This window comes from Pigmentiphaga litoralis (genome assembly GCF_048632615.1).
Classification (GTDB): domain Bacteria; phylum Pseudomonadota; class Gammaproteobacteria; order Burkholderiales; family Burkholderiaceae_B; genus Pigmentiphaga; species Pigmentiphaga litoralis_B.
Genome location: NZ_CP184479.1, coordinates 164,258 through 176,620, shown reverse-complemented (window position 1 = coordinate 176,620; position 12,363 = coordinate 164,258). Strand labels below are relative to the sequence as shown.

The 12,363-nt window shown below is 64.2% G+C and carries 9 protein-coding genes and 3 pseudogenes; 4 read left to right on the top strand and 8 right to left on the bottom strand.

What is annotated here, in order from left to right:
- The first annotated feature begins 62 nt into the window (after positions 1–62).
- Complete coding sequence (locus tag ACNANG_RS00865; protein WP_420225593.1) at positions 63–1,409, top strand: diguanylate cyclase domain-containing protein; 1,347 nt, start codon at positions 63–65, stop codon at positions 1,407–1,409.
- Positions 1,410–1,443: 34 nt separating this feature from the next.
- Here the strand turns inward: ACNANG_RS00865 and ACNANG_RS00860 are convergent, their stop codons facing one another.
- The 4 genes from ACNANG_RS00860 to ACNANG_RS00845 all read right to left on the bottom strand — a co-directional run bounded on the left by ACNANG_RS00860 (position 1,444) and on the right by ACNANG_RS00845 (position 7,103).
- Complete coding sequence (locus ACNANG_RS00860) at positions 1,444–2,196, bottom strand: tetratricopeptide repeat protein (RefSeq protein WP_420225592.1); 753 nt, start codon at positions 2,194–2,196, stop codon at positions 1,444–1,446.
- A 94-nt stretch (positions 2,197–2,290) separates the two neighbouring features.
- Positions 2,291–4,618 (bottom strand): MBL fold metallo-hydrolase, encoded by a 2,328-nt coding sequence (locus tag ACNANG_RS00855; RefSeq protein WP_420225591.1) that lies wholly within the window; start codon positions 4,616–4,618, stop codon positions 2,291–2,293.
- Between the two features lie 113 nt (positions 4,619–4,731).
- Positions 4,732–6,081, bottom strand: coding sequence for a glucarate dehydratase (gene gudD / locus ACNANG_RS00850; protein WP_420225590.1), 1,350 nt, complete (start codon positions 6,079–6,081; stop codon positions 4,732–4,734).
- 50 nt (positions 6,082–6,131) lie between these two features.
- Complete coding sequence (locus tag ACNANG_RS00845) at positions 6,132–7,103, bottom strand: Bug family tripartite tricarboxylate transporter substrate binding protein (RefSeq protein ID WP_420225589.1); 972 nt, start codon at positions 7,101–7,103, stop codon at positions 6,132–6,134.
- Between the two features lie 222 nt (positions 7,104–7,325).
- On the opposite strand from ACNANG_RS00845, the gene ACNANG_RS00840 reads away from it, so the two are divergent.
- On the top strand, positions 7,326–8,339 hold the full coding sequence (locus ACNANG_RS00840; protein ID WP_420225588.1) for a LacI family DNA-binding transcriptional regulator: 1,014 nt from the start codon (positions 7,326–7,328) through the stop codon (positions 8,337–8,339).
- Positions 8,340–8,346: 7 nt separating this feature from the next.
- Here ACNANG_RS00840 and ACNANG_RS00835 read toward each other — a convergent pair whose 3' ends face one another.
- Positions 8,347–8,580 (bottom strand): hypothetical protein, encoded by a 234-nt coding sequence (locus ACNANG_RS00835; protein WP_420225587.1) that lies wholly within the window; start codon positions 8,578–8,580, stop codon positions 8,347–8,349.
- 7 nt (positions 8,581–8,587) lie between these two features.
- Positions 8,588–9,817 carry a 3-deoxy-D-arabino-heptulosonate 7-phosphate synthase gene (locus tag ACNANG_RS00830; RefSeq protein WP_420225586.1) on the bottom strand — a complete coding sequence of 410 codons (1,230 nt, stop codon included), beginning with the start codon at positions 9,815–9,817 and terminating at the stop codon, positions 8,588–8,590.
- A gap of 485 nt (positions 9,818–10,302) precedes the next feature.
- Here ACNANG_RS00830 and ACNANG_RS00825 point away from each other — a divergent pair.
- Positions 10,303–10,575, top strand: a pseudogene (locus ACNANG_RS00825) (LysR family transcriptional regulator); the annotation flags it as partial.
- Entirely contained in the window at positions 10,575–10,766 is a 192-nt protein-coding gene (locus ACNANG_RS00820; protein ID WP_420225585.1) for a hypothetical protein, read from the top strand. The pseudogene ACNANG_RS00825 and the gene ACNANG_RS00820, both read left to right, overlap by 1 nt.
- 28 nt (positions 10,767–10,794) lie before the next feature.
- Here ACNANG_RS00820 and ACNANG_RS00815 read toward each other — a convergent pair.
- A pseudogene (locus tag ACNANG_RS00815) lies at positions 10,795–11,409 on the bottom strand (enoyl-CoA hydratase); the annotation flags it as partial.
- Positions 11,410–11,411: 2 nt separating this feature from the next.
- Positions 11,412–12,362 (bottom strand): annotated as a pseudogene (locus ACNANG_RS00810) (Bug family tripartite tricarboxylate transporter substrate binding protein); the annotation flags it as partial.
- Between the last annotated feature and the right edge of the window lies 1 nt (position 12,363).

Below are 12,363 nucleotides of genomic sequence, written 5' to 3'. Positions count from 1 at the left end.
CAGGGATCGCTTCCTTGCCGCGACGGCGCGCAAGCGGCCGCCGGGGCCGCAAGGGATTCCCGATGCTGCTGCCCTTGCTGGCGTGCCTGGCCATGCTGACATTCGGCGGCTTTGTGCTGTCCAAGCTGAACGACGACGCGCGCGCGGTGGAATCCGCACAGACCAGCGCGGTGGCTGCAACTTTTGCATCCGCCGTGGAACGGGTGGTGAGCCGGGCGCTGACGGCCACGCGATCGCTGGCCGTGATGGTCTACCAGGGCAACGGGAGGGTCGATGATTTCGAGCGGCTGGCGCTGTTCCTGTTGCCCATGTACAAGGGCGCGTACGCGCTATCGCTTGCGCCTGATGGCATCATCCGGCAGATCGAACCCTTGGACCGCAACCTGCTCGTCAGGGACCACGACGTGCTCGAAGGTGTCGACCGCGACAAGGTGATCGCTGCGATCCACCCCGACAAACCCGTCATCGAGTTTTCGGGGCCGTTCCAGCTCATCCAGGGCCCCATCGGCGCAATCGGCATGCTGCCGATCTTCCTGCCCGACGACCGGGGCGCGAGCAGGTTCTGGGGATACACCGTCGTCACCTTGCTGTTGCCCGACGCGCTGGCAGACGCCAACCTGGAAGCCATGTCGCTGCAGGGTTACGCCTATGAGCTGTCCGGCATGGATCCTGAAGCCGGGCACCGGCGGGTAATTGCCAGGTCGGCAGCGCCTGTCACGCAGCCGGTTTGCGAGGGCGTGCACATCGAAAGGGTCAGCTGGACATTGTGCGTGTCGCCGCTGCAAGCGCAGTCGGCAGGGTCGCGCCGCCTGTTCGAAGGGGTCCTGATCATTGTGTGCAGCGTGGGCATGGGCGGCCTGGTGCACATGCTGATCGTGCTCAAGCGCGCCGGGCGTGAACTGGAGTGGTCGGCGCTGCACGACGCGCTGACCGGCCTGCCGAATCGCCGCTATATCTATGAACGGCTCGACACGCTGCTGTTCCCGGCAACGCCCGCCGCGCCGCTCGCGGCGGTGGCCTATCTGGATCTCGATGGTTTCAAGCCAATCAATGACGCGCTTGGCCACGCGCAGGGCGATGTCGTGCTACGGATCGTGGCGCAACGGTTGACGCGGGCTGTCAGGGAACGCGATGTGGTCGCACGGATAGGCGGCGACGAATTCATTATCGTGATGCGGGACCTGGAAAGCGAGGTGCAATGCCTTGCTGTGCTGCAGCGCGTGTTGCAGGCCGTGGGCGAGCCCATTGCGCTGACCGATCGTAGCGTTGCGGTATCCGCCAGCATCGGGGTCACGCTCGTACCGGCAGACGACCCCTCCGATGTCCAGAGTCTGATGCGGGCAGCGGATGAAGCGATGTACCAAGCCAAGGCGTCGGGCAAGAACCGGATGCAGGTCGCCGGCGCGTGAAGGCGCCGCAACGATTTTCGGCGGTCGGCGCCGGTCAGTGCCGATGCCCCGCATGCCCATGAACCGGTGCCTTGGCCCCCGGTTCATGGGCGTCATCGTCTTCGTCCTCGTGGGGTGCAACACCTTCGCGTGACTTCTTCAGCCAGGCCCTGCCCAGCGCGTCGTCGAGCGGCACGCCTTCGCCTTTCAGGTAAGCCCGTCCCAACCGTGCCTGGGCAACCGGGTTGCCGGCGTCGGCGGCGCGTTTCAACCAGGTGATCGCGGTGGTCATATTGCGCGGGACGCCGCGGCCGGATGCGTAGGCCTCGAACAATTCGTACTGGGATTTGGGCGCGCAACGATCCTGGGTAGTGGCGGTCTTGCTGTACCACGCGAACGCCTGCTTGCCGTCTTTCGGCGCGCCGCCCATGCCCGTCTTGTAGAAATCGCCCAGCAGGCATTGCGAAATGACGGATCCGCTGGCGGCCGCCTTGCTGAACCACTGAAAGGCTTGCGCCGTGTCTTTCGGCACGCGATCGTTGCCGTTGTAGTACGTGAAGGCCAGGTCCACTTGCGCGGGGGTGTGGCCTTGCGACGCCGCCTGCCGCAGATAGTCGAAAGACTTCTGCCTGTCCAATGCCGTCCCGCTGGCCCCGCTGTAGTGGCGCGCCAGTGCGTAGGTGGCCGCGGCGTCGCCAGCCTTTGCTTGGGCTTCGGTTTCTGAAAGCGTGGCGGCGTGCGTGCCGGCCGCCAGGGTCAACACGACCCCCGCGCCAAGCAGCAACTGCCCAAAAAGTCCTGTACGCATGGATGCTCGCTTCATGCAGAAAAAGCAAGGCGGCACTTGCGCCGCCTTGCATGTTTGCCGCGTTGGCGCAACGTCGCCTTAGCGGAACGTCACCTTAGCGGAACGTCGCGTTGACATCTGCCGGCACGACGATTTCACTTCCGGAATTAAGCGAGATCGTTACCGTGCGGCCCTTCTGTATCTTCGCCAACACGGCTTGCGCTTCGGCCAGGGTCTTCAGGCGCTGCGTGCGCAGCACTTCGGGTGGATGGAAGGTCCCCTTGGCCGCGTGGACCGATTCGACCGGTCCGCCGTCATAGGTGATCGACGTGCCAAGCCCCGGACTGTTCTGCGCCAGGCCGGGCGGCACGTATCCCTTGTAGACGGTATCCTGCACGTCGATCGACACCTGCACGAAGAAGCCGGTGGGATCGTCCACGTAGCTGTCCGTCGGCACGACGATGCCATTGGCCAGCAGCGGGATGGCGGGATTCTTGTTTTGCGCACCCACGAAGCCTTGCACGATCTTGCCGCTGTCCAGCAATGTGGCGCGGATGTCGGTCAGGCCCGCTTCGCGACCGGGCTTGAACGGACCTGACGTTTCAATGCTCTTGTAGGTCCGGTTCGCCACGTCACTGGCTTTATAGGAGACGACAGACCGGCGCTTTTCCAGCTGGTTGGCGAACTCGGTCGTGACCTTGGTGCCGCCGATCGCAGGCGAGTCGAACACCCTGGACGTCAGCGCATCCAGCATCGTCAGGGGCTTGTTGGCGTTGGCCGGATCGCGGTTGTACGCCTTCAGGCCCTGGAAGACTTCAACGATGGGGTATTGGTTCGTGTGCTGGGGTGCGACGAAGTCCACGTCCACGGTGTTCTGCAGATAGCTGAAGCCATGCTGGAACGACAGGCGGCGCCAGCCGTTGGCCGGGGTAGGGGAGTTCAGGCCGTTCACGCCATAGCCACCGTGATAGCCGAAGATCACAAACTTGCCGTCGGCAGGATTCTTGACACGGAACAGCATGTTGGTCGTGCCAGGCGTATGGCCAGGCGCCCAGATCACCATGATCTGCACGTTGCCGTAGTCGTACCACTTGTCGTATTCGTAGAAATTGTTGGTGCGGGCACGCAGCACGGTTTCGGTTTCGGGCAGGGCGCCGGGAATATCCCAGACGTTGCCTTGAAGGTCCCCCTTCACGCCGATCACGTCTTCTTTCGACGCCCACAGATTCATGGTTTTGCCTGCGTTGTCCATCATCTTCAGATGTTCAACGGCCGTGCCGTAGTGGTCGCCGTGGCCGTGGGTCAGCCACAGGTCGGTCACCGATCGCGGATCGACGCCCATCAGTTCCATGTTCTTGAAGTACTGATAGCCGCTGTTCGGCCAGCCCGCATCGATCTTGATGACCTTGTCGTCCGACGTGTCCGCCGTCCCCATGTCTGCCTTCAGCACGTACGAAGCAACCTCGTTGTCGCCCACGTAGTACATGGTGTTCTTCACCATCTCGAACGGCTCGGTACTGCGGGTGTAGGGCGCGGCCGATACACCGGTCGCGTTGATGGCAACGTAGGTCTGGCCCGACACCGGATCGGTGCCCTTGTCGGCCAGCATCGGGCTCTGCGTGGGCACGTCCCATACTGGCTTGCCGTCGGTCTTCGATTGCGGCGTGAAATACCAGATGGCCACCACCTTGGCGTTGGCCGCGTTCTGGTAATTGTTGTCGAACAACAGGTAAGCGGCCTGGCGGGCGGTGGTCGCGTAGTTGTAGTTCGCGGTGACCGGCACGGCGGCCAGGGTGGACACGGTGCTCTTGCTGTAGTCGTCGGTGTTGACGTTGAAGACCTGCGCGTCGGGGGCGACGGTATAGGTTTCTTCGTAACGCTTGATCGGCGTCGTATAGGCGCGGCCGGCCTGATCGGCCGTCACGATGCTGCCGTCACCCACGGTGATGGTGGACCCGCTCTTGTTGTAAATCCATCCGGCGGCGACCATGGGTCCGGGCGCGTTGGCGTTGCGGGCGACCGAGGCCCCGTACTTCTGCAAGTTGAATTGCGCATCGCTGGACTTGCCCTTGGCCAGCACCACGTTGAAGGTCTGCGCGGGATCGGTCGGGACTGTTACGGCCCCGGTGTCGGACGCCAGCCAATCTACCAGGTTGCCAGGAGCCAGCGAGGCCTGGATGGCCGTCGCGCTGGCAGGCGTGACCGCCGTCGTGGTCAAGGTCTTGAGCCCGCCTTGCGTCAGCACGCTGACGCTGACAACTTGTTGGCCGGACGCGCTGGTCGTGACGGTCGGCGCGGCCTGGACCAGTCCTGCCGACCGGAATGCCGGCGCGGAAGCCGTCGGTCCGGCGTCATCATCGCCGCTGCCCCCGCAGCCTGCCAGGAATGCCGCGGCAAGGATCGCCGGCAGCACTTTCCATTTGAAGTTCGATGCGGTATTCACCTTGCTGTCTCCTCGATTGCCTGTCGCCAAGCGTGATGTGGCCCGATGGCCTTCTTGTGCTGGCACCGCTGTGCCGCGGTGTCCCGTGCTGTTGTCGTTGCGTGCCGCCTGGCTTACCGCACCATGCAGGGCTTCTTGTTGTCGAATGACCACCCGGGAATCAGGTGCTGCATGGCCATCGCATCGTCTCGCGCGCCCAGACCGTGCTGTTTGTAGAGCTGATGCGCGCGTTCGACCGCTTCCATGTCCAGTTCCACGCCCAGCCCCGGTGTGTCCGGCAGGTCGATGTAGCCATTGCGGATCTGCAGCGGATTGCGCGTCAGTTGCTGGCCGTCCTGCCAGATCCAGTGCGTGTCCAGCGCCGTAACGCGGCCGGGCGCGGCGGCGCCCACATGCGTGAACATCGCCAGCGAAATGTCGAAGTGATTGTTCGAATGCGAACCCCAGGTCAGGCCGAACGCCTGGCAGGTCTGCGCAACGCGGACCGAACCCTGCATTGTCCAGAAGTGGGGATCGGCGAGCGGGATGTCGACGGATTGCAGCGACAAAGCGTGCGCCATCTCGCGCCAGTCGGTTGCCACCATGTTCGTGGCGGTGGGCAGACCCGTTGCGCGTCGGAACTCGGCCATCACTTCACGGCCCGAGAACACACCCTCGGCGCCGCAAGGATCTTCGGCGTACGCCATCACGCCATGCAGGTCACGGCACAGGCGGATGGCGTCTTTCAGGAGCCAGCCCCCGTTGGGGTCCAGCGTGATGCGGGCTTGCGGGAAACGTTCATGCAGGGCGCGAATGGCCTCGACTTCTTCTTCGCCGCGCAGGACGCCGCCCTTCAGCTTGAAGTCCTGGAATCCATAGCGTGCATAAGTGGCTTCAGCCAGCCGGACGATGGCGTCGGGCGTCAGCGCCTTTTCATGACGCAGACGGAGCCAGTCGTCGGCTTCATCAGGCGCGCTGTCATAGTCCAGGGGCGTCTGGTGCCGGTCGCCCACGTAGAACAGGTAGCCCAGCATCTGCACTGACGTGCGTTGCACGCCTTCGCCAAGCAACGCGGCTACCGGCACGTTCAGGTATTGGCCCAGCAGGTCCAGCAAGGCGGATTCGGCTGCGGTGACCGCGTGAATCGCCACGCGCAGGTCGAAGGTCTGCTGCCCGCGGCCGCCGCTGTCGCGGCTCGCGAAGGCCTGGCGCATCTGATTCAACGTGTGCTGATAGTTGCCGATGGAACTACCGATGATGAATTGGCCGGCGTCTTCCAGCGTGGCGCGGATCTTTTCGCCGCCCGGCACTTCGCCCACGCCGGTGTGGCCGGCGCTGTCGGTCAGGATCACCAGATTGCGGGTGAAGTAGGGGCCATGCGCGCCGCTCAGGTTGAGCAGCATGGAATCGCGTCCGGCAACGGGCACGACGCGCATGTGGGTGATGGTCGGCGTCTGGCCGACTGCAGGGGAAGTGTGGGGCATGGTAGCTCGGTAGAAAATGGCGTGGTGCAGCCGACCAGGTCGCGCTGCGGTTATTCGATCGTGATGTTGCCGGTCTGGATCACTTCCTTCCAGCGCGCGCTTTCCTGCTGCTGGAAGCGAGTGAATTCTTCCGGCGAATTGGCAACGACTTCCAGGCCCTGGTCGGTGAACGGCTTGCTGATCGCGGGGTCTTTCACGGCGTTGACCAACGCGGCGGACAACTTGTCACGCACGTCGGTTGGCAGGCCCTTGGGCGCGACGACGGCCTGCCACGAATAGACCACGAGGCCTGGTACCGACGCTTCGGCAAAGGTCGGGACGTCGGGCAGCACGGGCGAACGCTTGTTGCCGGTCACGGCGATCGCCTTCAGCTTGCCAGCCTTGATGTGCGGCAACACGGCGTTGACGTTCTGGAAGGACATGTCGACCTGATTGCCCAGCAGGTCAGAGATGGCCGGCGCGCCGCCCTTGTACGGCACGTGCAAGCCCTTCGTGCCCGTCTTCTGCCAGAACAGTTCAGCCGTCAGATGGTCGGACGAACCCGCGCCCGACGTCGCAAAGCTGATGCCGCCTGGTTTGCCCTTCAGCATGGCCAGCGCATCCTGCACGTTGTTGACTTTGGGTGCCAGGGCGGGGCTGACGACCAGCACGTTAGGCGCCTGCACCGCCACGGTCAGATAGGTGAAGTCCTTGGCCGGGGAGTAGGGCAGCGACTTCATCAAGTGTTCGGCCACCACCAGCGGCGCCAGCGACGTCACCATCAGCGTGTAGCCATCCGGGGCAGCCCGAGCCACTTGCGCCGCGCCGATCGTTCCAGTTGCGCCCGCCTTGTTTTCGATCACGAAGGTCTGCTTGAACTGCTCGGTCAGCTTGTTGGCCACCGAACGGGCCACGGAGTCGGTTGCGCCACCCGGCGGAAAAGGCACGACCATCGTTACCGGCTTGTCGGGCCATGCCTGGGCAGCCCCGGCGGCCGCCATCAGCGTCAGACCAAACACCCATTTGCTGGAATTGCTGTTCATTCTTGTCTCCTCGATTTTTTGCATGTTTGTTAACGTTAACATCTTGCTTGTTAACGTTAACGTCGGAATTGGCGAGAGTATGGAGCAAGTTTGGAACGCTGGCATTGGGGCAAACCCAGGGGTTGTTTGGTGACCTGCACGAAGCAACGGGTTAGCCTTCTGCTTTATCCCCAGCACGAGCCACCCGTTTCCGCCCATGCCCGCGACGTCCAGCAAGCCCCCGTGCCTCCGCACAGTTCCATCGACCGTGGCAAGGTCACCGTGCGCGAAGTGGCGCGTGCCGCGGGCGTGTCGATGATCACCGTCTCGCGAGTGATCAACACCCCGCAACAGGTGTCGCCTGCCACGCTTGAGAAGGTCAATGCGGCCATCAACGCGCTGGGGTATGTGCCGAACCTGATGGCTGGAGCGCTGCGGCTGTCGCGCAGCAACCTGGTCACGCTGTTGGTGCCGTCCGTGGCGGGTTCGCTGTTCGCCGGCATGCTGACCGCGTTGACCGAATCTCTGGACGCCAAAGGCTTCCAGCTGATGGTGGGGCAGAGCGGTTACGCCACCCCGCGCGAAGACGCCTTGCTGCGCGCGATCATCGGCCGCCGCCCCGATGGCATCGTGTTGACCGGCGTCATGCATTCGCCTCAGGGACGGCAATTGCTTCAGGCATCGGGCATTCCGGTCGTCGAAACTTGGGACACGACTTCGACCCCCATCGACATGCTGCTTAGCGTTTCGCACGAACAGATCGGCGCGGCCGTCAGCACGTATCTGTTCGACGCAGGCAAGAAACATCTGGCGGTGCTGGCGGGCGATGATGAGCGTGCGCACTTGCGGGCCAGCAGCGTGGTGCGCAAGGCGCTGGAGCTGGGATTGCCGGAACCGGTGGTGCGGTTCGTGTCGGCGCCCACGACGCACGCGCAAGGCCGCGAGGGGCTGCGGTCCTTGCTGGAAGCGGACAAACGGATCGATGGTGTGTTCTGTACGTCGGACCTGATGGCCGCGGGGGTGCTGACCGAGGCCATGGTGCGAGGCCTGTCGGTGCCCGGGCAATTGGCGGTGGTGGGGTTCGGGGACATGGACATTGCCGGGTCGATGTCGCCATCCATCACGTCGGTGCATGTGGATGGCGCGGCAATCGGTGCGCGCGCGGCGGAGATGATCGCGGCGTGTGCCAATGGTCAGCGGCCGGCGGAATCGGTCGTGGAGATCGGGTTCGAAATCGTGCGGCGGGAAAGCGCGTGAAGGTAGGTCAGGGTTGCATCAGCGTTGCAACCAGAATGACCAGTCCCATGAGGGAAACGAACCCGATGAAGCTGATGACCTCCACGTCGGACAGGTCTTCAACATCGCGGCTGGGTTTACGCAGACGCGGAAAGCGTCCGAATGTCATGACGCGCAGCACCAGCCAGCCTGGCCAGAAGAAGACGGCGCAGAACGCCAGCGAGCGCAGCACGTGAATAACGAACCCTGCGATGTATTCCATACTTGCTTCATTTCTCCAATAGGGCTTCAAGGTCAGCCACGTGCACCATCAGTTCCCTGACGCGGCGCAGGGTGGCGTATTGGTTCAGGACGGTAAGCCAGCGGGGATCGGTCAGCAAGGCCTGCCACACGGGTTCCAGGTCGTGCATGTCAACAGCTTCGCTCGTGGCCAGCCTGCTCGCGTAATCCAGCGTGGTGGTTGACGATAGCAACTGCATTCGGCTGGCCGCGCCCAGAGGCTTGGGAACTGAGTCCGCCGGCGTGTCCGAGGCATAGAGCACCGCTTCGTGAAATGTCGCCAGGACGTCCGTCGTGGGCAACGCATGGAGCGACGCGCCGCGAATGAGCACAGTCCCTTGCGTCTTCCGGAAAGGATAGGCGGAATGGGGATCGGCTTTCGTCAGCAGCTGCAGGCCACGCAGCAGCCTCGGATAATCCGTGGTTGCGGCATCGGGCGACGCCTTGACCTCGACCAGCAGGCAGATATCCCAGGGCGGCGATACGGTGCCGACGGCGTCGCCGGTGTCCTTGGACACTTCGGTCTTCGGATGCCGCAAGACCACCACATCCCACTCGGTCTTGGCCCGCTCGGCGCTGTCCACGAGCACCGCCGGAACCTGCATGGCGGTGACGACTCGGTAGATGCAAGGTTGGCTGCCGTCACGGTTCAGCTGCGCCGCCAGCGCATCCAGCGCCTGCGCAACTTTCGCCTCGACGTGGGCGCCTCGCTGCTGTGCGCCGGCACCCTGGGCCGCAGCTTCCGCGCTGCCTGACCTGGGGCCATGCGCAGCCCATAATGCAAGGTATTGCTGCACCTCGTTGTCTTGCGCCAGCGCCGACAGCCGCTGCAGACGCGCCAGCGCAGGGTCTTCCAGAAGGCGTCGAAGGCTGTGTTCCAGCTCGGCGTTGGACTGGGGGTCGGACCGGAGATCGCATCGGGTTTGGGATCGGAGATCGGACCGCGAATCCGGCCGCGAATCGCCCCGGCAGTCTGCTTGGGTTTCAAGACCGGCCAACAAGTTCCGGCCCGTCTCCGCAGCCTCTGCCCATGCTCCCATCGACACCTGCCCATACAGTCGCGACAACGTGTCGCGCAACGGGCTGGGCTCCTGCTGCCGCAGCTTGCCCGGATGCGCAATGGCACTGACGCGGCTGCGAAGGTCGCGGGCGTCCTTATTTCCCTGCGCCTGCAGGGACGCGTGCTCACGCACCGCCGCATATCGATGGCGCAGCACCATCGCCTGGAAGGCAACGTCCCCGGCCTGCGGGTGCAAGGCATCGGCGATCAGCCGTGACAATGCCTGCAAGAAGTGGGCTTGGATGGCCGCGTCCGGATGCTCACCACGCGCAAGGGCCGCGCGCGCCATCTCGATGGCGGTGGCGATATCCCTGGATGCGGACGGCGCCTGCGAACCGGTGGAATGGTCAGCCAGCGCAGGCACCCGGTATCGCCGGGGCACTTTGCGTAGCAACGCGTTCAAGGAGGAGCAGGGCGTCGATGCCATGACAAGAGGGAGTGCGGTGAGAGCACGAGCGCGGAACGTGCCGCCCAGTCTAGCAGCAGAGGGAACGAGACCGGGCGGAACGCACGCGCGCGGTTGACAGGGACATGGGCGGGCAACGTGGTGATCGCGTCTGCCATATCGGCGTCGCCGCAAACCACGGCGGGCGCGGCCGGCTCATGCATAATCCGGATCGTTGACACCCGCAATCATCCGGCCCTATGCGATATGAACTGACCGACCTGCGACTGTTCCTTGCCATTGCCGAGGCCGGCAGCCTGTCGGCAGGCGCGGCAGCGGTCCATCTGACGGCATCGGCGGCAAGCTATCGCTTGAAGAACCTGGAGTTCGCCCTGGGCGTGTCCTTGTTCACGCGGGCGGCAAGGGGCATGGAACTGACGGCTGCCGGGACGTCCGTCCTGAAGCACGTGCGCGGGCTGTTCGCGGGCATCGAGGCCATGCACGGCGAGGTCGCCGGCTTCTCGACAGGGCTGTGCCGCGCAGCATAGCGGCGGCTGCGCTGGACGCGGGAAGGATCGGGGCGGTAGCGCTGACCGACCCGTGGGCGCATCGGGAACTGTCCCTGGTTACACGCGCGGGGGATCTGTCGCCATTGGTGTCGGCGGTCGTCGACCTGCTGCTGGATGATCCTGTGGTCATGGCATCGCGCCTGTCCCAGGGTTGAGGCCAGTGACCGCTCGCGAGGCGTGTCGTTATCGCGCCTTGCGCTGCCGCTTCTCTTCAAGGAACGCATTCATGAAAGCCTGGGGCTCGCCGGTGTCGAAGGCCGCGCCGAATGCCTGGACGCTGGCGTCGATCGAAGCTGCCAGATCCAGCGCCTCCCACTGACGCAGAAGCCCTTTCTGTTGGCGCAGCACGGCCGGCCCGATGCGCGCAAGCGAGTTGGCAAGGTGCAGGACGCGTTCATCGAGCTGATCCCTGGCTACCGCTTCGTTGATCAGCCCCCAGGCTGCCGCAGTCGGCGCATCGATCAGTTCGCCGGCCAGCAGCATCCATGCCGCATTGCCGGCACCGATCAGCCTGGGTAGCAACGCAGCGTGAATGACGGACGGAATGCCTACCTTGACCTCGGGCATGCCGAACTGCGCGTCCTGTGCCGCGATGCGCATGTCGCAGGCCATTGCCAGTTCCATTCCGCCACCCAGGGCCCAGCCCGGAATGCGGGCGATGACCGGCACGGGAAAGTGATGCACGGCGTGGCACAGGTTGCGCAGGCGGGCGATGAACGCCTCTCCGGACTCGCGGTCCAGCAAGGACATTTCCTGGATGTCCGCGCCGGCAACGAACGCGCGGTCCCCTGTGCCGCGTTGTCGTCAACGATCTTTTTCCAGCCGGCGTATGACTGGCTGATCGTCTCGGCAAATGCCTTGCGTGTCGTGGGCGCTGGAACCGCGCCTTGCTTTTCGATGGCCTCGACCGTTTGCGGGTCTTTCAAGGTCTGCGCTACCGCGGCATTGAGCCGGTCAAGGATGGCATCCGGTACGCCGGCTGGCGCTGCCAGTCCGAACCACGAAGGCGTATTCATGGCCGGCAGGCCGGCTTCGGCATAGGTGGGCACATCGGGCAGCACTTTCAGACGCTGCCTTGCCGCGACCGCGAGGGGACGGATACGGTGGCTCTGGATCAGTGGGTTCGACGACGGAATGTTATCGAACACGACTTGGAGCTGGCCCGCCACCAAGTCGTTCAAGGCGGGACCCAGTCCCTTGTACGGGACGTGCAGCATACGGGTACCGGTCACGCTCATGAACAGTTCGCCATTCATGTGGCTCAGGCCGCCGTTGCCCGATGAACCGAAGGCCAGCTTGCCGGGCTGGCTTTTCAACAATGCCAGGAATGCTTTGAGATCCTGGGCGGGCAGGGCGGGATTGACCACAAGTACATTCGGGACGTCAGCCAGGTTGCTGATCGGCGAAAAGTCCTTGATCGGGTCGTAGGGGGACTTGGCATAGACGTTCGGATTGACCGCATGCGAGCTCTCAACGGCCATCACCAGGGTGTAACCGTCCGCGGGCTGCCGGGCGGCGTAGGCGCTGCCGATGTTGCCCCCGGCACCCGGTTTGTTTTCGATGACGATGGGTTGTCCAAGCACCGCGCCAAGCTTATTGCCCACGACGCGAGCGATGATGTCCGTGGTGCCTCCCACCGCGTAGGGCACGATCAGCCGGATCGGCCGGTCGGGGTAGGTCTGGGCATACGCGCCGTTCGCGGCGGAACACAGGGCCAGCGTCAGCAGGCCGGATAGAACGGAAAGTCGCATG

Coding starts and splice junctions, on each gene's coding strand:
- ACNANG_RS00865 (WP_420225593.1), top strand. CDS start 63: ATGCTGCTGCCCTTGCTGGCGTGCCTGGCCATGCTGACATTCGGCGGC.
- ACNANG_RS00860 (WP_420225592.1), bottom strand. CDS start 2,196: ATGCGTACAGGACTTTTTGGGCAGTTGCTGCTTGGCGCGGGGGTCGTG.
- gudD (WP_420225590.1), bottom strand. CDS start 6,081: ATGCCCCACACTTCCCCTGCAGTCGGCCAGACGCCGACCATCACCCAC.
- ACNANG_RS00845 (WP_420225589.1), bottom strand. CDS start 7,103: ATGAACAGCAATTCCAGCAAATGGGTGTTTGGTCTGACGCTGATGGCG.
- ACNANG_RS00835 (WP_420225587.1), bottom strand. CDS start 8,580: ATGGAATACATCGCAGGGTTCGTTATTCACGTGCTGCGCTCGCTGGCG.
- ACNANG_RS00830 (WP_420225586.1), bottom strand. CDS start 9,817: ATGGTGCTGCGCCATCGATATGCGGCGGTGCGTGAGCACGCGTCCCTG.